Source organism: Brachyspira innocens ATCC 29796, from assembly GCF_000384655.1.
In the GTDB taxonomy this organism is placed as follows: Bacteria; Spirochaetota; Brachyspiria; order Brachyspirales; family Brachyspiraceae; genus Brachyspira; species Brachyspira innocens.
Window position 1 is genome coordinate 17467 of the sequence record NZ_ARQI01000127.1, and the last position, 22525, is coordinate 39991.

Consider the following 22525-nt stretch of genomic DNA (forward strand, 5'->3'; position numbering starts at 1 on the left):
TACATAAATAAAATATTTTACTTGAAGTTTTATAAAAATATGTTAATTAATATATAAAGATATTTAATTAAATACACTATAATACTATTTAATATATTTAATTAAATATAGTTTTTGACAAAGGTATTATATAATATGGATAGTTTGGATCTGGATTCACTTATAAAGCAGATAGATCTTGCACTTTTAATTACAGCTTCACAGCAGGAAGAGGATTGTTTTAATATAATCATAGATACTGCTGTATCAATAACAGATGCTGAGGCTGGACATTTGCTTTTATTAGATGATGATATGGAGTATTTGGTATTAAAAGCATATAAGACAATAAACAATGAAAAGGTTGAAGATTTTAAAGTACATATAGGCAGAGGTATTACAGGAAATGTATTTATGTCTGGACAGGCTTTAAACATTGCCGATGTATCAGAAAACAGAGAGATGTATAAATCTGTAAGTGCTGCTTTGCATGATACAGAAAACACTATAAAAATAGAAATAGATGATATAGCAATAGTACCTATAAAAATAAAAAATGAAGTTATAGGAGTTTTGGAAGTTATAAATAAAAAGGATAATTCTCATTTTTCGCAGCAGGACATGAATCATTTATATTCATTTGCAAAAATAGCCTCTATTGTTATTGAAGATAATTATACTGATAGAAATATAAGGGAAATATTAGCTTCATCACTTAAAGATGTTTCTCAAAAAGAAAAAGTTATTAAACAGCTTGATGAGTATACTAAAAACCCAATATTAAAAGAGGCACTAGAAATTTCAAATCTTTTAAATAAAATAGGAAATATCAATGAAAGAGAATTAGCTTTCTGCAAACAATTTTTAAATAATTATTTAGTTCATTTGGAAAAAATGATCTTAAGGAAATAAATTATGAAGTCTGAAATATTCCATATAGATAAAGATGACATATTAAAAGGTTTAAGCGGAAAGGGAGTAAAAATAGGAATTATAGACAGCGGTATAGAAGCCTCTCATGATGCATTTAAAGATAATAACCCAATAAAAGGCGGGGTTGTAGTAGAATACGAAAATGATGAAGCTGTTATTAAAGATTATAAAGGATATGATCAGTACGGACATGGAACTGCATGTGCTGGAATAATACATTCTATAGCTAAAGATGCAGAACTCTACAGCATACAGGTATTGGGAAATAGATTGTATGGAAAAGTAGATGTATTTTTAAAAGGTTTAGAGTGGGCTATAGAAAATAAAATGGATATTATAAATTTGAGTTTAGGAACTACAAATCAGACATACAGCAGCAATTTTTATAATTTATTAGACAAGGCATATTATGAAAACATAACTTTAGTTGCCGCTGATAATAATGAACCTATACCCAGCATACCGTCAATATTTTCTTCAGTGATATCTGTTGAAGCTATAGCAAGCGATGATAAATATGAGTTTTATTTCAGAGACAGTAACTGCATAGAGTTTTTGGCAAGAGGTTTATATGTAAAAGTACCTTGGGTTAACAATTCATATATGACAATGCTTGGAAATAGTTTTGCTGCTCCGCATATATCAGGGATAGTTGCTCTTCTCAAAGAAAAAAATAAAAATCTCTCCCCATTTGAAATAAAGAGTATATTAAAAAATATAAGCAGTAATGACAGCAGATAACTTTTACATCAATAAAAAACTATTTGCAAATATAAATATATATATTATAATCACTAAAAATATATTGGAGAACATATGAAAATATTAGGTATAGATACTTCCTGTGATGATACTTCTGTGGCAATAGTTGAAGATGGAAATAAAGTTTTATCATCAGTGTTAAGCTCATCAATAGACGCTCATAAAGATTTTCAAGGAGTAGTTCCAGAAATTGCTGCAAGAAAACATTTGGAAGCTATACTTTATGTAATAGATAAAGCTATAAAAGATGCTGATACATCATTAGATGAAATAGATTTATTTGCTGTTACAAACAGACCGGGGCTTTTAGGCTCTCTTCTTGTGGGAGTAGGAAGTGCAAAGGCATTGGCTTTTTCATTAAATAAACCATTACTAGCATTAGACCATATAGCAGCACATATTTACTCACCTCATCTTACAAATAATATAGAGTTTCCATATATAGCATTGGTTGTATCTGGAGGGCATACTATAATAACAGAAGTTCATGACTACGGGGAATATAAAGTTGTAGGCACCACATTAGATGATGCTGTAGGTGAAGCTTTTGATAAAGTAGCTAAGTTTTTAAATCTAGGATACCCGGGCGGCCCTATAATAGACAGACTTGCGAAAGAAGGAAATAAAGAAGCCATAAAATACCCTGTTATTTTACTTAATGGCATAGATGAATATAATTTCTCATACAGCGGACTTAAAACAGCTTGCGTATACTCTACTAAAAAATATTTAAAAGAAGGATACGAAGCCACAAATGAAAATATAGCTGCAGCCTTTCAAATAAGTGCCATAGAGCCTTTATATATAAAAACTCTTAAATACTCACAAAAAATCGGTATAAAAAGAGTTACATTATCTGGAGGGGTTGCCTGCAATAGTTATCTTCGTGAGAGATTTGGAAACTCAAAAGATTTCGAGTGCTATCTTCCAGCTTTAAAATATACTACTGACAATGCCGCTATGGTAGCAGGACTTGCATATTATATGAAAGATAAAGAAAGTTTTGCTGATTATAGTTTGGACTGCTCTTCTAGAGTACTTAATAAAAAGTATAATAAAAACAAGAGTATTAAATAAATATTTATTATAGTATTTTTTGAATTTATAATTAAGACTTTATCATTATCATAAATACATTAATTTTTGTATCTGTTATAATGTAAAGCCTTAAATGTTATATACTGAAAATTTTTAAGTTTGTCAATTTTTTTATTGTTCTTTTTCCCGCCTTCGCTCTGCGGGCTTCACCAAAAGAACCAAAAAGTGAAAGTATAAAAATAATACTAAATAGTACTAATTCATGTTTTACATGTAGAATAAATTACTAAATTCAGACTGAAATGTAGCCTTTTTGCTTCTTTGTGGCAATACCACAGGCACTTCCTACGGTCGCAAAAGAAGTGGGGGTTCGGGGGCTATTCCCCGAAAATAATAAAAACATAAAAACTAATTTTTACAAATTATAATTGTTTAGGTATATACTATTTGTTCATGTTTATTTATTTTTCAATAAGCCACTCATCGCCATATTTTTTAACCTCTAAAATTACAGACTCTCCTGCATCGCTCCTTATGCATAGAGAATCTCCATCATAATTTACTATATCTTTAAGCGTCATTTCATTAGTTATAATATTAAGATAATAATCAATCTCCTGTGTAGCTAAAAACCAGTCTGCTTCCATACCCTCAACAGCTCCATCATTTTGTTTATTTTCTTCCAAATAATTTTTTATTTCTTCAAAACGATTTTCTAAATTTTTAATATAATTGTCAGAAAAATATCCAGAGTTCTCAAATTTGGATATATAGAGATAAACATTCTCCATATTAATCTCATAATATCCGCCGCCCTCAAAATCAAAATCTACAATTTTATTAAAAATATCATTTAATTCACTGTAATTTTCAGCATACCATCTGCAAGCATTATAATACGCCTTTTCTTTAGTGCTTTTATCATTAGCATTTATTATTTCAGGAGCTTTTTTATATATACCAGTAAATCCATAGCTTCCGTTAGGCTCTGTTACTATAATAGTATCAGCACTTATAGGCTGAATAGATATAATATAACCTCCATCAGCACCTACAGTCTCTTCATAATCTAAAGTCTGAGAACCTATACCGCAATAAGGTTCAACATACTGATTTTCTTGTAATACCATTTTATTTGTATCTGTACTTTGAATATTAGTTACTGTCTGTCCGTTTTCGTCTGTAGTTATATTAATAGCGTATAAATAGAATGTCCCGTCATCATTTTTCTTTAATTCTATAGAAGAATTATTATTTGAATATACCCCATCAAAATTATAAGTATTAATATCGCCTACTTCTTCTGGTCTGTAATCTGATTCTGATATTAATATACCTTCCATTCTTTCATTATATTTCTGAAAAGTTACATCTGCTTTATTCTCATAAGGGAAATTATCAAAGTTAGGATTTTCTTTTACTTCTCTGTAATAGTAATTAGAATAATAATTTTCTTTTTCCCATTTAGTAATTATAGTTTCATTAGGGTCGCTTTCATAACCTTGATAATTATCTTCATAAAGAATTCCGTTTTTTACAGAAAATCCTTTATAATTTGTAGCAATATTACTTGGTCCTTTTTCGTACTTATCTTGTATATTATAAAGTTCATAATAATAGGCATTAGTTGAGTCTTTTGAAGATTCAAAGATATAATTTTTATCTTCTCTATAACTTCCATGCTCAAATACATACTCTATATCACCATTATCTTTGAAAGTGTATTTAGCACTGCCGCTTATAATTATTTTATTTTTTACCTTATCCAAAAATGCAGAATCTTCCTGTGATAATATTTTTGTTGCTGGTATAGTTTCATTTGACTGTACTGCTTCATTTGTATTAACAGTATTTGTATTAGTTTGATTATCAGTTTTATTACCGCATTGAATTATAATTAAAGACATTATTGTAATGAGTAAAAATATTTTCTTCATAGTTTTTCCTTAAATCATATTATAAAAACAAGTATACTATGTAGATGTATTTATTTCAATATATACATAAACAACTATATGTTTAAATGCCATAGATATTCTTTTTAGTTTTAAAAAATAGGTATTCTTTCTGAATGTACACAGGCATTAGAGTATATGTTATTTTTTATAAAGAATCATATTAAAAGAGTTGATAACCATCATAAAAATTGCTGTATTGAAATCTTTATATTGGCAGAGGCTCGTATATATAACCAAGACTAAAAATAATTTTATGATTTTTGTAATAATGAACTAACTTTATAAAAATAAATCAAAAATTAAATATAGTATTATTTTATCATATACAATTTTTTATCTATATTATAATATGGAATGAAATACTATTTATAAGGATATATTTGATTTCCTTTATCATCGTAATAGTTTGTAGTAGTATTTCCGTATTCATCATAATATATTCTTATGCTGGAATATCCTAAATTAATCATAGTAGGTTTTCTGTTTGTACCATAATAGAATGCCGCTGTATTTTTATTATCTTCATCATATTCTAAATGCAGTACTGAATAGTTTAATTTTTTTGAAAGTACAAGATCATTATTTGTACCATGAAGTTCCTGTGTTACCCAATTTACATTTTCATCATAAGTATTTGTCATAATAAAATATCCTTTGCTTCCGATAATTGGTTCTTCATTAATACCATAATTTTCAATGGAGCATATATAGTATTTATCATTAAATCTTACTATCTGTTTAAAATAATTTTCATAATTAAGTATAGGTTCATTATTTGTACCGAAAGTTTTTGTAACTCTGGTTCTTGTTCCCTCTTTTAGATAGTATGTAATTACATATGCTTTTTTCTGGAAATTGATAGTAAGTCTATTATTGGTGTTGCAGAAGATATATACTTCATTATTATAATTAGAGCCTTCATATTTTGTATGATAATTCATCTCATCTAATATTATAGGGTTTAGGTATTTATCGTAATATGAAGTTTTTGTTATGCTTAAATTGCTGATAGTATTATACTTTATAAAATTTGTAACATCAGTGTAATTTAAATAATCATATTTTACAGTTCCCAAATTATGATATGCATTTATCGGTTCTCCGTTAATTCCGTAATATGATTCTTTAATGAGAATAGAATTTGAATATTCATATTTTATTTTGGCAGTATTAATATAAATAATTTCCCACATATTATATGTAGCTATATGAGAGCCGTCTATTTTTGATATTATAGGTTTTCCATCTGTGCCGTAAAAAGATTTTTCTATTATATTGCCTTTAGAATCATATTCATATTTTATTTTCTGCATTCCAGATTGGTATTTATTTGTATTAAAAAATCATATGTATCAGTTATAAGAATAGGTTCTTCATTTGTTCCGTAGAAACTTTCATCTATTTTGAGACCTTTATCATTATAGTTTATTTTTCTTACAGCATAATTTTTAGAGTTTAATATAAGGTTATTGAAATCATCATAATATCTTTCTTCTATAACATTTCCTATTCTGTCATATTTTATTCTCGTATCTGCAAATTTAGAATTAAAGCCATAAAACCCAAGTACCAATTTATTGCTTGGACCATAATATTTTTTATTTGTAATTTGATTGTATTTGTCATATTTATATTCTGCTAAATGATAATATTCCTCCTGAATAGTAGGCTTACCATTTGCATCATAATAACTTTCTTCTATTAGATTATAGTTTTTCATCGTATTTTCTTTTATATATAGAGTAATTACTATCACATATTATTAAATTATCATCTTTATCATAATAGCTTTCTTCTATTAAGTTATCATTATCATCATATTTTCTTCTGTATTTATGGTATATTTCGCCTGTAATATATTTGTTTGTATTGACATCATAGAATGCACCTTCTATAATATTTCCATTATTATCGTATTTCATTGTATGTATGCAGTATGTGATAAAATTATCAATTATATAGGGAATCAAAAACAATTTTCCATTTTCATCATAGCTTATTATATTTGTAATATTTCCTTTGCTGTCTGGATTATAAACTATAGAAGCACTTCCAAAATAGTTGGATAATATGCTTTGTTTATTTTCATTGAAGAAAGATTTTTTTATCAAATTACCATTTTTATCATATTCTTTTTCTATATAAGAGTACCCGTAATTATCTCCTATATATATTAAGTTATTATTATAATCCAAAAACTCTTCTTTTATTATATTGTATTTACTGTCATAACTTATCTGTAATTTAAATATTCCGTATCTGTTTTCTTCTATATTTCCGTCTGAGTTTATACCATATTCAGCAGTAACAGCTCCATTATTATCGACTTCATATATTTTTCCGTAGAATCCGTCCTTATTTGCAATAGGAGTATTCCATAAATCTCTGTAATAAAGTTCATTAGTTACATATCCGTTTTTATTGTATTCTACTTCATATCTTATTATCTCATTGCCTGATGCAATAAAAGGCAGATTAAATTCATTTTTAAACTCTATTATTTTTAAATTAGAACTATACTCTCTAATCATAACTATTCTATTATTATGATCCTTGCATATTACTCTTTTTGCTTCTCCGTTTATATCTATATTTGGTATCCATATACTTATATTAAAGTTTTCTATATCATCTCTCAATCTTCCATAACTATTAACTCTTTTTACTTGTTTTAATATACCTCTTTTGCTTTCAAATACATAGCTTACATTACGATGCAAATATTGTTTTTTTGTTAATTTTCCAATACCTTTTGGAATGCCGTACTGATATACAAAAGTATTATAGTATTCAATTTTTGTTCTGTTATAATCCCATATAAAAAATGATGCAGAAGATAAAATTATAAATAATGATAATAAAGCAAGTATAATATTTCTGACTCTCTTTTTATATCTCGATTTTTCTATATTCATCAAATAATCAAAACTGCATGACAAAATACAAGATAATATTTTTATTAATGCTGTTTGTTTAATTTCTTTATCTTTTTGAAATTTATTATTTCTCACATCAGCATAAAACGGCTCTGTTTCTTTTATAATTCCGTTTTCTTCTATAAAAGTTAATTCCTTATTAAATGATTTGTTAGGCTCACCATCTATAAGAAGAACTATTATTCTGTCAAATCTTCCAAGTTCTTTAAATATTTTTATTTCACGCTCTACCCAAACCGACTGTGCTGTATCTTTGGAACATATAACAACTAGATATTTAGAATGTATTAATGCTTTTTCTATACTTTTACTTAGATTAGAGCTTGTAGATAATTCTTCTTCATCTCTGAATACTCTTCCTATTCTTTGAGGAAATCCTTTTTTTATTAATTCTTTGGGAGCTCTCCAAGTTTCAAGAGATTCTAATAACCATTTAGCCCATTTCTTATCACTACTAAGATGTCTGTAGCTTATAAATACGTCATAATTATAAATTATTTCTCTATCTGTCATAATATAAGTAAATAAAGAATGTTTTAGTTTATCATATATAATTAGTATTGTAGCATAATTGAAAAATTAATCAATAATGCTTATTTCTTTTCCTTTATCATCATAGTAATTAGTAACAGCATTTTCTTTACTGTCATAAGTTATTTTATAAGAGGCATATCCCCATATATTCATTATAGGCTTTTCATTAGTTCCATAGTATTTTGCTGATATTTTTCTGTTATTTTTGTCATATTTATAATCCACTCTGGCATAGTTGTTTTTAAATAACGTTAATTGATTATTAGTACCATATAGTCTGTATGATACAAGATTATAATTATCATCATATATACCTTCATACTTAAAATATCCGTTTCTGCCTAATATAGGTTCATTGTTTGTTCCATAGCATTCACTTTCTGCTATATCATAATTTCCAAAATATTTTGTAACGAATTTAAAGCAATGATTATTATAAATAACAGGCTCATTATTAGTACCGAATGTCCTTAAAGTTCTTACTTTATAATTATTGCTGTCATAATATGTATTTTCTATAGAGTAGGATATATTGCCTTCATTGTTTATAACTAATTCATTGTTAGTGCCGCAATATATATTTATTTCACTGTCATTATCTTTTCCTATGTATTTTGCATGATAATTATATTTATTAAGTATAGGTTTTTCATCTTTGTCATAATATGAAGTTTTTATAATATTTTTTATTTTTATAGTTTCATCTTTTATTAAATTTGTAATTGCACTGTAATCTGTATATTCATATTTAATCATACCTAAATTACTATAGGCATTTATTGGTTCATTATTTGTTCCATAATAAGATTCTTTTGTAAGATTAAAATTTGAATATTCATATTTTATTTTGGCTGCATTTATAAACATAGAGTCATGTTCTAATTCTGTTATGATTAATTTATCATTTGTATCATAATAGGAAATTTCTATATTATTTCCTAAGTCATCATATTTGTATTTTATTTTATGATATGTGTAATCATCTTTACCTATATAATATGACTGCTTAAAAAAAAGAACTGCTTCATTATTTGTTCCGTAATATCTTTCTTCTGTTTTTAGTCCTATTTCATTGTATTCGATTTTTTTTAGTGCGTATTTATTATTATTGAGAATAAGTTTTCCATTTTGATCATTATAACTTTCTTCTATAATATTCCCTCTTTTATCGTAATTTATTTTTATTTCATATCCTTCATTACCGTATTTATTTAGTACTACTAATTTTCCGTCAATATCAAAATATCTTTTTTCTATAAGATTATTATAATCATCATATTCATATTCTATTTTATGGTAATTATCATTCCTATATACAGTAGGTTCATTATTAGTGTTATAATAGCTTTCTTCTACGAGGTTATAATTAGAGTCATATTTCATCTTTAAAATAGAGTATTTGTTAAAGCAGTTTACCAAATTATTATCTTTATCATAATAACTTTTTTCAATTATGTTATTATTGTCATCATATATCATTTTGTATTTACTTGAACTTATAGGAGAAACATATTCATCATTGCTTAAATTATAAAAAGAAGTTTCTATAATATTTCCTCTATTATCATATGACATACTGCAGGTATGATATTGTATTTGGTCATAATTTATATCTAAAAATAGTTTTTTCTTTTCATCATAATTTATTATATTTGTTGTATTTCCCCTATTGTCTATGTTGTAAACTATACATGAAGGTTTATCATTATCTTTTAATATTCTTTGTTTATTTTCATTGAAGTATGATTTTTTTATTAGGTTTCCGTTTATGTCATAATCTCTTATTATATAAGAATATCCGTAATCATATCCAGCTATATAAATTAAATTATCATTTTTATCAACAAATTCTTCTTTTATAAGATTATAACTATCATCATATGTGTATTTTATTTTATATATTCCTTCTTTATTAGGAATAATATTTCCGTTGGAATTAATTCCGTATTCCGCTGTAATAACTCCGCTTTCATCAACCTCGTATTGTTTGCCGTAAAAACCATTCTTGTCTGATATCGGAGTATTCCATGAATCCTTATAATAAAGTTCATTTGTTATATAACCATTTTCATTATATTCTGCTTTGTATCTTACGGTAGAATTTCCATTAAATATGAATGGAAAATTAAATTCATTTTGGAATGTAATTATTTTTAAATCTGAACTGTATTCTTTAATCATTACTATTTTATTATTATGGTCTTTGCATATTATTCTTTTTATATTTCCTTTTGAATCTATTTCTGGTATCCATATACTTATATTATAATTTTTATCTAATATACCGTAACTGTTTACTCTTTTTACACGTTTTAAAATACCTTTTTGATGTTCAAAGATATATGTACTTGCCCTTTGATGATATTGTTTTTTTGTTAATTTTCCTATTCCTTTAGGCACCCCATACTGATATACAAAATCATTATAATATGACAATTTTACTTTATTATGTTTCCATATGAGTACTATAGAAAATATGATAATAATAAGAATGCATAACAATATAGTTATTTTATTTATTAATATTATTTTTTCTCTTATTTTTTCTTTTTCAATTAGGTCTTCAAAATCGCATGCCAAAACACATGATAATATCTGGATCAATGCTTTTTGTTTTGTCTCTTTTTTATTTTCTTTATCTCTTACATCAGCAATTATCGGGTTTAATGGGATTTTTTTATCAGTATCTATATATCTTAATTCTTCGCTTATAGATTCTTTACCGTCTATAAGCATAACGATTATTCTATCAGAGCGTCCTAATTCTTTGAATATTTTTATTTCAGCTTCTACCCACTTAGATTTTGATGTTTCTTTCGAGCAAATAACTACTAAATATTTTGACTGAATTAATGCTTTTTCTATGCTTTTAGTTAGATTAGAGCTTGAGGATAATTCTTCTTCATCTCTGAATACTCTTCCTATTCTTTCAGGGAAGCCTTTTTTTACTAGTTCTTTAGGTACTTTCCAAGTTTCAAGAGATTCTAAAAGCCACTTTGCCCATTCATCATCAAGATGTCTATAGCTTATGAATACATCATAATTATAAATTACTTCTTTGTTTATCATGTTATTATACCAAGATATCTTATTTTTATATATTTTTATTAGTAAGTTTTTTTATGCAGTCTTTTATTTTATTATTATATGCTGATTTTATTTTATCTAAAATATGACCTGATATATTATATTTTGTTTTTATGTCTTTTTGTTTTAAGTCTTTATGAAGAAAAGAGAAAACATACTCTTTGTATATAATAAAACTATCCTCTATTAATTGTGATTTTTTATTTTTTACCTCTATAAGATTTGAGAGTCTTTGATCGCACATATTACATTCTTGGCATATAGTATCCATACTTTGTTTTGTAATGGCTTCAAGAAATAGAAATAGTCCCTCTTTGTACTCTTGGTATAAATCATTTATTTCATCATCGGGTATTACTAAATTAAGAAGCTCATCATTCAATCCCTGCAGTTTGTATTTTTTCTTCATTTTACTTTTTTTCTTTCTAATATAATCTATTACCCTAGAGTTGATCATTATGTATATATATCCGTCTATTAGTTCATAGCCTTCTTTTTCAAAACCGTTTCCTATTTTGTTTAACAATTCCACATAAATTTCCTGCATAATATCTTTAGCGTCTTCATAGTTGCCTATTTTTGAATACACTCTGCTGATATAGTTTTTATAATTTCTGTCAATGGAATCGATTAAGTCAATTATTTCCCACATAATTAATAACTTTTACCTATTTTGTATTTTATAAAAGAACCTAACTCTCTGTTATTAAGAAGAAGGTATCTCATTTTATCAATCAGTTCATAATTAAGAATAAAACTTCCTGATAAACTTCTGTTTTTTGTATTGTTATCCTCCAAAATATAATGTTCATTCACAAACTCTCTATCTTTAGTATCTAAATTTTTTATAATCATTTCATATTCATCATTATTGATTGTTATAGGTATATCTATAAGCCCCATAGAATCTTTATATAATTCTTCATCGGATAGCTCTTCAAATGGTACTAATAGATTGTGAAGTCTCATATGTGATTTAATAAATGATAAAGTTTCTTTAGGATAATCAGAGCCTATGCTGTCAAAACCTGATAATATTTTTGATACATACCATCTTTTATGTTCTAGTCTGGCTAGTAAATCTATATTTTTTATATCTTTCAAATTTGCATGTTTTCTTTTATCATTAAAATCCAATATTGATAATCCCAAATAATCAAGTTTTATAGCTAAAAATCTTGCTGCATATCTGTTATCATTTTTTTCGCCTTCTGATATATTATTCCAAGCTCCGTTATTATTGGCAGTAGGCATTTTGCAGTATTCAGAGTATATTTTTTGTGCTATAGTATCCAAATCATTATACTGAAGTGAATAATCTATAGATGAAAGATAGTTTATAGATGGGAAAATTTCTATTCCTATTTTATAGTATTTATTGTAGAGGTCTGGATTAGTTTCTAATATATTTGTAGCTGAATCTAAAAATACAAATATTTTAGGTTCATCTTTGATAGATAGATTTTTAAATAGTATTTGTCTTGTTTCAATAGCCCAATTTAATGAGTTTTCTTCATTATCTGCATAAATTAAACAGGAAGATAATCTGCTAAGCAGAGAAGCTATATTATCAGGTATTTCATTGTTAATAAAAGACGGATAATCCAAAAAATGAAGCGATGCAATTCTGCTTAATTCTGGAAGCTTATTTATAAGTACATTATTATAAAACTCCTGATTTTTATCTACAAATATGAGATTAATATTACTCTCTTTTCCTACAACAAGAAGAATAAGCTCTCTTATTACATCTATAACATTATCATTAATTCCAAATATAAGTATTATAGGGGCATTCCCTTCATTGATGTTAATATTTCGTATTACAGAGTATTTTGAAATTTTATCAATAAAGAAACGTATAGCATTCTTTTTAAATGATGAAAAACGTACATAAACTGGGTCTTTACTGTATGAGACTGGAAGTATTTTTTCATAATTTTTATATTTATTATTATCTTCTATATCTACTACTAATTCTATAGTATGATTTATTTTATATGTTCTTATTATTTTAGAAGCTATATTCATAGTTTCTATATTTTTATCATCATATTCAGAAATACAAAATATTTCACTGCATTTTAATATTCCAGCATTAAATAGGGTAGAAGCCTGAGTATAATCTCCTTTAAGTTTTATTACATTTTTATTGAAAATATCTTTTGTATTAACTTCATCTTCATTGCATATAAGCACAATTTTTTTATCTTTGGACATTCCATTTAATACGCATAATGATTTAACATTACAGCCGCATATAATAGTATGTTTTTTAAAAAATATTGATATAACAGTTCTAGTTATTAAATCAGAAAAAAGATTTTTTATAACTTGAAATAAAGCACCTGCTAATGTTATAGGGGCAAGAAATCTTACTAAGTTTAATAGGGGAGGCAACTCTTCCATATCAAAACTAGCTTCTAATTGAAATATCTGCAAAGTTTTATAAAATGCTGTGAATATGCTTATATTTTCTCCGTATTCTTTTAAACAAAACTCTTTCCAAGCAAAAATTCCAAGTACAGATACAAAAAGAAAGGATAAAACCCAAGCTACAGTCATACTTAAATATGATGCTTTTTTAGGGATCTTTTCTCCTATTACTTTTGAGCATTTATCGCTGTTAATATTATTTAAAATATAATCTTCTATTTCATTTATATCTTTATTTAAATCTATGCTTAATGTGAAAGGAGTATTATAATAATTTTGAAATGATAGTACAGGTATATTATAATCTTTTTTAGTATTATTTTTTATATAGCTGTTTATATTTACATTATTGTCACATATAAATAGAGATATATCTGTTTTATGCGATATTAATGATATTAATTGCTGATTAGAAATGTCTTCATTAATAATGAAACTTGAATTTGCTCTTTTTAATATATATTCTATATCTTCATTATTTTTATTTATAATATTTTGTGTTATTATTTCTATAACTATTTGATATTCAGCAGCCAATTTAGCCATTGCAATTTCTAAATCTGTATATAAAGTTGTATGCAATTTTATTAATCTTTTAGGATATATTCTTCTTAGATGATTAATCATAAAAGATAAACTTTCAAGTGCTTTTGTTTTATTTGTACTTTTTTGTAAATCCGAAATATATATAGTTATAGGGTGATTCATAAATAACCTTTATTTGTAATTTTTTAAAAATAATTTAATCTTATAAATGAAAATATATTTTATATAGTACATATATAAATACGTAATTTTTTTAAGAAGTATACTTTTTTATTAAAAAAATTTTATTTTTTTCATAAAAAATATTTTCATAGTTATAATTTGAAAATAAAGAACGATTAAATGTACATAATTTTATTTTTTCCTTGTTTTTCAAGTTTATTATTAATAAATCTGATATAATATTTTCGATATTTTCTGTATTTCCAGTGATATATACTTTAGAATCATCAAAAGTTAGATATGCAGGTAAGTTGCTATCAACATAGTTTAATTTTATAGTTCTTTCATTAGAATAATTTTTACTAAATCCTACAACTTTATTATCATCTTCATCATATTCCTCATATTCTTCATGTAATATAAAATTATGATTGGGTATTGAAAAACATATGATATCTTTTATTTCTAAATATTTATCAAGGTAATCATGTGTGATATTCTTTATAATGGAACATTTTTCATCAAGGAATGATTTACTATCATTACTATTTGAAGAATCTATTATTATTTTATCGAACATAGTTAAATTTTTCTTTGTCATATTTTTTTGTTTAAAAATATCTGTAAAATATTCCATTATTATTTCCTCTAATTTTTTTTTATTGTCTCCAGTTTTTTTATTATCTCCCATAACCTCTTCCATTATATAATACGTAAATTATTAATATTTCCCGTTTTTTTATTATTTTTTTATTTATTATTTTGCAAAAAATATGATTATATTGTTTTAATGATTATCGGTATGTTCTTAAATCTGCAAATGATTATTATTTTATCACCTCCTTTATATAAAACATATTAATTTAAAGAATGTTATTTTTTGTATTGTTAATAATTACATGTTTTTTGAATTTATTTAAAAAAATTTTTATTTTTATAAAAAATAATATATTTGTCTAAAAACTGATAAATACTGCACTATTAAAATATTTTTATAATTGATACTTGCCTCAAACTTTTTATTTATATACATTATATATCATTATAATTTCTCATATATATAAATCCAGTATAAAATATAATAACATGTTTTAATCTCATATGAAAATACCATCAAATTTTTAAAAAGACGTAAAAAATGTTATATGTTGCAATGTTTTTAACGATATTAATTAAAATATTTGAGAAAAGATAAGAATTCTTATTGAAAATATTAAAAAAATTGTGTAAATTATTTTCTATAATTTTCACTAATTTATTATAGTATTTTATTGTATTGAAAATAATTTTATGTTATATTATAATAGAATAGTTAATTTTAGTTTAGGGAAAAACAATGGATAATTTAGAGGAGCTTTACAGTTTTTTAAAAAACAGCATAGAAAATTCTAATACTCAGGCAGAAATAGATGATATAAGAATTAATTATCTTGGACGTAAAGGAAAAATTACAGAGCTTTTAAAAAGTTTATCATCTATAGAAAGTATAGAAGAAAAAAAAGAATTTGGAAAAAAGATTAATGAAATAAAAAATTATTGTGAAAACGCTTTATCTGAAAAGAAGAATGAAATTGCAGAAAGAGAATTCCTTTTATCTTTGGAAAAAAATAAAATAGACATTACTATGCCCGGCAGAAGACCTAAAGCAGCAAGTGTCAATCTTCTTACAAGAGTAGAAGAAGAAATAGTGTCTATTTTAACTGAGATAGGTTTCAGAGTAGTTGAGGGCAATGAAATAGAAGATGATTTTCATAATTTTGAAGCTTTAAATATCCCTTATTATCACCCTTCAAGAGACAGCCATGATTCATTCTTTATATCTAAAGAAAATGTACTAAGAACTCATACATCTGGCATGCAGATAAGAACTATGCTTGAAACTCCTCCTCCTATAGCTGTTGTTTCTCCAGGTAAATGTGCAAGAAGAGATTCTATAGATTCAAAGCACTCACCTGTATTTCATCAGGTAGAAGGTATTATGGTTGATAATGGTATAAGTTTTAATGATTTGAAAGGAATATTAGAATTATTCTGTAAAAAGATGTTTGGAGATAAAACACAGATAAGATTAAGACCAGATTATTTCCCATTTGTTGAACCAGGTGCCGATTTGAGTGCTACTTGTGTAATATGCGGCGGCAGCGGATGTAAAACTTGCGGCGGTGAAGGCTGGCTTGAGCTTATGGGAGCAGGTATGATTCACCCTAATGTGTTTAAACATGTCGGTTATGACATAACAAAATATACAGGTTTTGCTTTCGGTATGGGTATAGAACGTGTAGCTATGATTAAGTACGGTATAACCGATATAAGAATGTTCTATGAAAATGATATAGATTTCTTAAAACAATGGTAATTAATATTTAATGTTTACAGCATTTTTAATATAGATTTATTGAATTAATTAGAGGATATAATAATGAGAGTTCCATTAAGTTGGCTTAAAGAATTTGTTAATTTAGACGGTTTTACTGTAGAAGAAATCGCCAAAAAAATAACGCTTGCAGGAAGTGAAATTTCATCAATAGAAACAACAGGCGGAGATATTCCTAGTGTTATAATTGGTAAAATAATATCTGTTCATAAACACCCTGATGCGGATAAATTAAGCGTTTGTAAAGTTGATGTTGGAGATGGAGATACACTCTCAATAGTATGCGGAGCTCCTAATGTAAGAGAGGGCATATATGTTCCTATTGCTATGATAGGTGCTAAATTGCCTAACGGACTTACCATAAAAAAGGCTTCTATACGCGGTTTTGAAAGTAATGGTATGATATGTTCAAGATCCGAATTAGGATATGAAGAAATAGAAGGTGTTTATGGTATTTGGATACTTGATGATGATATAGAAAAAGTTAATGCTGATAAAGATAGTATTTTGGGAAATTCTCTTTCTACAATAGTTGGAAGTACAGATCATATATTTAATGTGGAAATTACTGCCAACAGAGGAGATTTGGTTAGTATTATAGGTTTTGCCCGCGAATGTTCTTTGGTATTAGAAAGAAGAGTAAGCATTCCTTCGGTTAATACTTATGATGCTGCGGGAGGAAATATTGATATAACCGTAGAAAATCAGGAAAGCTGTTACAAATATGTAGGCAGACTTATAAAAGATATAACAGTTGGTCCTTCTCCAGACTGGATGCAGAAAAGACTTATAATGTGCGGAATCAATCCTATCAATAATATAGTTGATGTTACAAATTATGTTATGTTAGAATATGGTCAGCCTTTGCATGCTTATGATTTTGATAAAGTTAAAGATGGTAAAATCATAGTTAGAAATGCCAGAAATGGAGAGAAAATAAAATTACTTGATGGAAGAGATGTTGATCTTACTGATGAAGTGTTGGTTATAGCAGATAGTGAAAAACCTATAGGTGTTGCTGGTGTTATGGGTGGAGATTCTACTAAAATAGAGCCTGAAACCAAAACTATTTTAATAGAAAGTGCATATTTTGATCATATAGCTGTAAAAAAATCTACCATAATTACCAATACAAAAACAGATGCTTCATACAGATTTGAAAGAGAGATAGATCATACTTTAACTCTTGCTGCTTTAAATAGAGTAGTTGATTTAATAGTTACTTTGGATAATGGCTGTAAAATAGCTTCAAGGTCTAAAGAACTTAATGTAAGACAATTTGACTCTACTATTATAGTATTTGACTGCGGACTTGTAAAAAGATATTTAGGTCTTAATATGAATAAAATGGAAATATCTTCCATATTTAAAAGATATGGTTTTAAGGCAGTTGCACTTGGTGAAAATAATTTAAAAGTTGAAATACCTTATTATAGACATGATTTATCTATAGCCGAAGACTTGATAGAAGAAATAGCCAGAGTTTACGGATATAATAATATAGAATCGAATGTACCTCATATAAAATGTAATCCTATAAAAACTGATTATAAAGAAGTAAGTTTTGTAAAACATAGAATGGCTTCTTACGGACTTTATGAAACTAAGCAGTATTCTATGGGCGACAGTAATGTATTTAAATCAATAGGCATAGAAGAAGAAAAATTAATCAAAGTTGTTAATCCTCTTACAAGCGAAATGGACGTTTTAAGACCTACTACTTTGGTATCTCTTCTTGATAGTGTTGTTTATAATCAGAATCATAGACATAAAAACGGAGCTTTATTTGAGGTTGGAAATATATTCTATAAAGAAAATGATAATTTTGTAGAAGAAAAGCATCTTTCAGCTGTTATGTTCGGGCTTTATCAGGAAAAATTATGGAATAAAGATTCAAGACCTTATGATTTCTTTGATATGAGCGGGGTTGTTGAAGAGCTTTTGATTAAAGATTTGAGATGCACCGATTATAATTTGATACCTAAAGAACATAAATGGTTTGTACCTACAATGTCTGCTGAGATAATGATATTCGGAGAGAGAATCGGTATAATAGGAAGGCTTCATCCAAAACTATTATCTATTTTTGATATAAATACAGAAGTATATTTCTTTGATATTGATATTAGAAAAACTTTAAAACTTGTTAAAGAAAGAGTTAAAAAACAAAAATTAAAAGATATTGGTAAATATCCTGCAGTATTTAGAGATTTGGCTTTGGTATGCGATAATAATATAGAGTTTAATAAAGTTATAAAATCAATAAGCAGATTCAATAATATTATACAAAATGTTGATGTTGTTGATAGATATGTAGGAGAACAGGTAGGAGAAGGCAAGCAGTCTATAGCCATATCTATTACATACTATGATCCTAATAAAACATTAAGAGAAGAAGATATTAATAATGCTGAAAAATCTTTGCTTGAAATGCTTAAAACAAGATTTAATATTAGTTTACGTTCTTAAATTTACAGGGGCTTTTATATGGAATATGATGTAATTTCTTGGGCAGATATAGATGAAGCTATTGAGATTTTGGCTAAACAGATAGAAGATTCAAAAATACATTATGAAGTAATTTACGGTTTGGCAAGAGGCGGATTAGTTCCTGCTGTTATGCTTTCACATAGACTTAAAATTCCTATGGTTCTCAATATGGAAGAGGTTTGGAGATTAAAGGTAAAAAATAAGGCTGCTTTAATAGTTGATGATATATCAGATACTGGAGAAACTCTAAAATATTTTGATGACCAAAAATTTGACATAGCAACTCTTTTTGTGAGAGAGCATACAAGTAAAATAAAGCCTAGATACAATTATAAAAATATTAATCATGATAATTGGCTCTTATTTCCTTGGGAAACTAAATCTTCAAGCAAATAATATTTTTTTAGTTTAAAAAATCTGGAGGGTATTTTTTTACTCTTTCCTTGAATAAAAACTCTATTAGTTTTCTAGTACGTGTCAATAAAAAATATGACCATAACTCTATAGAGCTTTGTCCTATTGTATAAGTATTTATTTCATCAACTGGTATTTGTATAGTCTTGGTGGTATTGTAGCTTAAATTTATTTTTAATTCTGCTTCATAATATTGACCATTTATATTAAATTGAGGAAGCATGTCATGAACTACGCAGTTTCTTACAGATTGAAGTGTTTTAGCCAAATTATATTCATTTTTTGGAAGCATTCTGTAATTATTAACTATAGATATCAGCATTCCTATATTGCATTGTGCCAAGTCTTCTATATTTGTTATTTTTTCTTCATACTTCTTTCCATTATTAAATTTCTGTATAGAAATAAATCCATTTTCTTCTATTTTTTCTTCTAAAAGGATCATAAGTGATTGTTCAAACATACTTCCAACAAGTGTGCAGCTTGCTTCAAAGTATCCGAAATAATAATTTTGATGAACTTGATAAAGAAGTTTAAGCATATGTTCAATTCTTTTGTTATTTATCTGACCTACATGCATTCTCTGATATTTCAGAGCTTTTCTTCTAAGTTCTGCTTTTTCCAAAAAATCATCATTGTATCTTTCTTTTAGGCTTAATTTAGGCTGTTTTATTTTTTTATTTTCATTTGTATTATCGCTCATAATTTATATCCAAGTTAATTTTTGTATGTATTTTAACATTATTCAAAGTTTATACAAGTTTTATTATAAAAAATAATTTTTCATACAGTAAGAAAATAGGTTTAAATTTATTATATATAATATATAATATATTAATTATGAAGCACAAGGAGATGTTTTGAGATTAGAGTTAATGCTTGGCGTCAGATATTTAAGAGCCAAAAAAAAATTTTCGTTTGTTTCAGTTATTACAATTATATGTGTTCTTGGTATATTAGTAGGCGATATGGTAATGATTACTGTGCTTTCTGTTATGAATGGTTTTCAGGACGATATTAGAGATAAAATACTTGGAATGCGTGCCCATATAAATATTAGTTCTTATAACGATGGGGCTCTCAGTGATTATAAATATGTTGTTGATAATATAATGGACAATAAAGAGATAACCAGTGCATATCCGTATATAGTTATTCCTTGTATAATGCGTTCTTATAATTTTACTATCTTAATTACTGTAAGAGCATTTGAAGATAATATATTTTCTACTGATAAAGATTTCATAAAATATTTTAATTTTGTTGAAGGCAATAACAAAGATATGAAAACTAATGAGGCATTAATAGGTTCAGAAATGGCAAAAGATTATGCCTTATCAGTTGGAGATACTATAGATATAATCTCTGCTTCGGGCAGTTTTGATAGAGGATTTAAACCTCAAAAAACAACTTTTACAATTAAGGGGGTGTATAAAACAGGATATTATGAATATGATAGCAGAATGGTTATAGTACCGCTTTCTGCAGGTCAGTCTATGGTTGGCTATAATAATGCTGTTACTGGTGTGGCAGTTAAGGTAAAAAATTTTTTTGATGCTGATAAAGTAGCCAAACAAATAGACAGTGATTTAAAAGAGTTTTATAATGTTATGCCTTGGATGCTTTTTGACAGGAATTTCTTTCAGGCACTTCATACTGAAAAATTGATGCTTGCTTTGATCCTTTCTTTTATAATATTAATAGCCGCTTTAAATATTGCTTCAAGCCAGATAATATTTGTAAAAGATAAAAGGCGTGATATTGCTATAATAAAGACATTAGGTTTGAGACCTTCAAATGTTGCTAAAGTTTTCTTTTTGGAAGGGGCTATAATAGGTGTAATAGGTACGGTGCTTGGTGTGATATTCGGTGTACTTCTTGCCAATTATGTAAATGAGGCTTTGGAGGGTATAAGAATAATACTGCAGGTTATAGTTAATATTATTTGGTTTATACCGTCAGCTATTAGCCCTAATATATCAATACCTATAGTTCCAGACTTTTTCCCTTCAGATATATACTATGTAAGCGGCGGTCTTCCTTCTATAATACATGCTTCTCAGGTTATAATGGTAGCTTGTATTTCATTTTTACTTTCAGTATTATTTGCTATAATACCTGCTTATATCGCAAGCAGATATAAACCTGCGGAGGTACTAAGGTATGAGTGATGTTATAATTAGTATAGAAAACTTAAAAAAAACTTATGTTGGTCCTCCTAAAGTTGAGGTATTAAAGTCATTGAATCTTAAAGTATATAAGAATGAAATACTTGCTATAACAGGAGAGTCTGGAAGCGGAAAAACTACGCTTTTAAATTTAATAGGCGGAATAGACAATATAACAGACGGTATTATAAATATAGCTGGAAATAACATAGGAAAAATGAATGAAGGTCAGCTTGCTCATTTTAGAAATAGTTCACTTGGATATGTGTTTCAGTTTCATAATCTGCTTGGAGAGTTTAGTGCTGTAGAAAATGTTATGATACCTTCTTTAATGCTTAAATATAACAAAAAAGAAGCCAAACAAAAGGCTGAATATTTACTTGAAACAGTTGGATTAAAAGATAGAATGGATCATCGAATAGGGGAGCTTTCTGGAGGAGAGGCTCAGAGAGTTGCTATAGCTAGGGCATTAATAAATAAACCAAGTGTTGTATTAGCTGATGAGCCTACAGGAAATTTAGATAAAAAAAATGCTGAGCTTGTAAGAGAGCTTTTATGGAATATGACCAAACAGAGTAATGCTTCTTTAATAATTGTTACTCATTCAGTATCTATAGCCAATATGGCTGATAGAAAACTGCGTTTGGAGTATGGTGAAAATTTAATAGAATATTAATCATTAAGAAAATTACAAAATATTAAAAATAG

General features: G+C 26.6%; 17 protein-coding genes. 8 read left to right on the forward strand and 9 right to left on the reverse strand.

The window, feature by feature from the left end; translation table 11 throughout:
• The first annotated feature begins 135 nt into the window (after positions 1-135).
• The 3 genes from F811_RS0113100 (at position 136) to tsaD (ending at position 2751) form a co-directional block, all read left to right on the forward strand.
• On the forward strand, positions 136-891 hold the full coding sequence (locus tag F811_RS0113100; protein ID WP_020005690.1) for a GAF domain-containing protein: 756 nt from the start codon (positions 136-138) through the stop codon (positions 889-891).
• 3 nt (positions 892-894) lie between these two features.
• Complete coding sequence (locus F811_RS15830) at positions 895-1653, forward strand: S8 family peptidase (RefSeq protein ID WP_020005691.1); 759 nt, start codon at positions 895-897, stop codon at positions 1651-1653.
• 75 nt (positions 1654-1728) lie between these two features.
• On the forward strand, positions 1729-2751 hold the full coding sequence (tsaD, locus tag F811_RS0113110; RefSeq protein WP_020005692.1) for a tRNA (adenosine(37)-N6)-threonylcarbamoyltransferase complex transferase subunit TsaD: 1023 nt from the start codon (positions 1729-1731) through the stop codon (positions 2749-2751).
• A 422-nt stretch (positions 2752-3173) separates the two neighbouring features.
• Here the strand turns inward: tsaD and F811_RS0113115 are convergent, their stop codons facing one another.
• The 8 genes from F811_RS0113115 to F811_RS0113150 form a co-directional block, all read right to left on the reverse strand.
• A complete protein-coding gene (locus F811_RS0113115; protein ID WP_020005693.1) occupies positions 3174-4649 on the reverse strand; it encodes a hypothetical protein in 1476 nt (491 codons plus the stop codon).
• Positions 4650-5032: 383 nt separating this feature from the next.
• Positions 5033-5983 (reverse strand): hypothetical protein, encoded by a 951-nt coding sequence (locus F811_RS0113120; protein ID WP_020005694.1) that lies wholly within the window; start codon positions 5981-5983, stop codon positions 5033-5035.
• On the reverse strand, positions 5971-6390 hold the full coding sequence (locus tag F811_RS0113125; RefSeq protein WP_020005695.1) for a hypothetical protein: 420 nt from the start codon (positions 6388-6390) through the stop codon (positions 5971-5973). The genes F811_RS0113120 and F811_RS0113125 overlap by 13 nt, the downstream gene beginning before the upstream one ends.
• Positions 6377-8119, reverse strand: coding sequence for a toll/interleukin-1 receptor domain-containing protein (locus F811_RS0113130; RefSeq protein WP_020005696.1), 1743 nt, complete (start codon positions 8117-8119; stop codon positions 6377-6379). The genes F811_RS0113125 and F811_RS0113130 overlap by 14 nt, the downstream gene beginning before the upstream one ends.
• A 66-nt stretch (positions 8120-8185) precedes the next feature.
• The gene (locus tag F811_RS0113135) at positions 8186-11209 is read right to left on the reverse strand and encodes a toll/interleukin-1 receptor domain-containing protein (RefSeq protein ID WP_020005697.1); all 3024 of its coding nucleotides are present in this window, start codon (positions 11207-11209) and stop codon (positions 8186-8188) included.
• A 25-nt stretch (positions 11210-11234) separates the two neighbouring features.
• Positions 11235-11879 carry a sigma factor gene (locus F811_RS0113140; protein WP_020005698.1) on the reverse strand — a complete coding sequence of 215 codons (645 nt, stop codon included), beginning with the start codon at positions 11877-11879 and terminating at the stop codon, positions 11235-11237.
• Between the two features lie 2 nt (positions 11880-11881).
• Complete coding sequence (locus tag F811_RS0113145; protein WP_020005699.1) at positions 11882-14371, reverse strand: NAD-binding protein; 2490 nt, start codon at positions 14369-14371, stop codon at positions 11882-11884.
• 91 nt (positions 14372-14462) lie between these two features.
• Positions 14463-15062 (reverse strand): hypothetical protein, encoded by a 600-nt coding sequence (locus F811_RS0113150; RefSeq protein WP_020005700.1) that lies wholly within the window; start codon positions 15060-15062, stop codon positions 14463-14465.
• A 645-nt stretch (positions 15063-15707) separates the two neighbouring features.
• Between F811_RS0113150 and pheS the strand changes: the two genes are divergently transcribed.
• The 3 genes from pheS (at position 15708) to F811_RS0113165 (ending at position 19631) form a co-directional block, all read left to right on the forward strand.
• Entirely contained in the window at positions 15708-16727 is a 1020-nt protein-coding gene (pheS, locus tag F811_RS0113155) for a phenylalanine--tRNA ligase subunit alpha (protein ID WP_020005701.1), read from the forward strand.
• A 63-nt stretch (positions 16728-16790) separates the two neighbouring features.
• Positions 16791-19214 carry a phenylalanine--tRNA ligase subunit beta gene (gene pheT, locus F811_RS0113160; RefSeq protein ID WP_020005702.1) on the forward strand — a complete coding sequence of 808 codons (2424 nt, stop codon included), beginning with the start codon at positions 16791-16793 and terminating at the stop codon, positions 19212-19214.
• A gap of 18 nt (positions 19215-19232) precedes the next feature.
• Positions 19233-19631, forward strand: coding sequence for a phosphoribosyltransferase (locus tag F811_RS0113165; protein ID WP_013112813.1), 399 nt, complete (start codon positions 19233-19235; stop codon positions 19629-19631).
• A 7-nt stretch (positions 19632-19638) separates the two neighbouring features.
• Here the strand turns inward: F811_RS0113165 and F811_RS0113170 are convergent, their stop codons facing one another.
• Entirely contained in the window at positions 19639-20352 is a 714-nt protein-coding gene (locus tag F811_RS0113170; RefSeq protein WP_020005703.1) for a hypothetical protein, read from the reverse strand.
• Positions 20353-20524: 172 nt separating this feature from the next.
• Between F811_RS0113170 and F811_RS0113175 the strand changes: the two genes are divergently transcribed.
• Both F811_RS0113175 and F811_RS0113180 read left to right on the forward strand, forming a co-directional pair.
• Entirely contained in the window at positions 20525-21820 is a 1296-nt protein-coding gene (locus F811_RS0113175) for an ABC transporter permease (protein ID WP_033425272.1), read from the forward strand.
• Positions 21813-22493, forward strand: coding sequence for an ABC transporter ATP-binding protein (locus F811_RS0113180; RefSeq protein WP_020005705.1), 681 nt, complete (start codon positions 21813-21815; stop codon positions 22491-22493). Before F811_RS0113175 ends, F811_RS0113180 begins: the two co-directional genes overlap by 8 nt.
• Positions 22494-22525 lie beyond the last annotated feature (32 nt).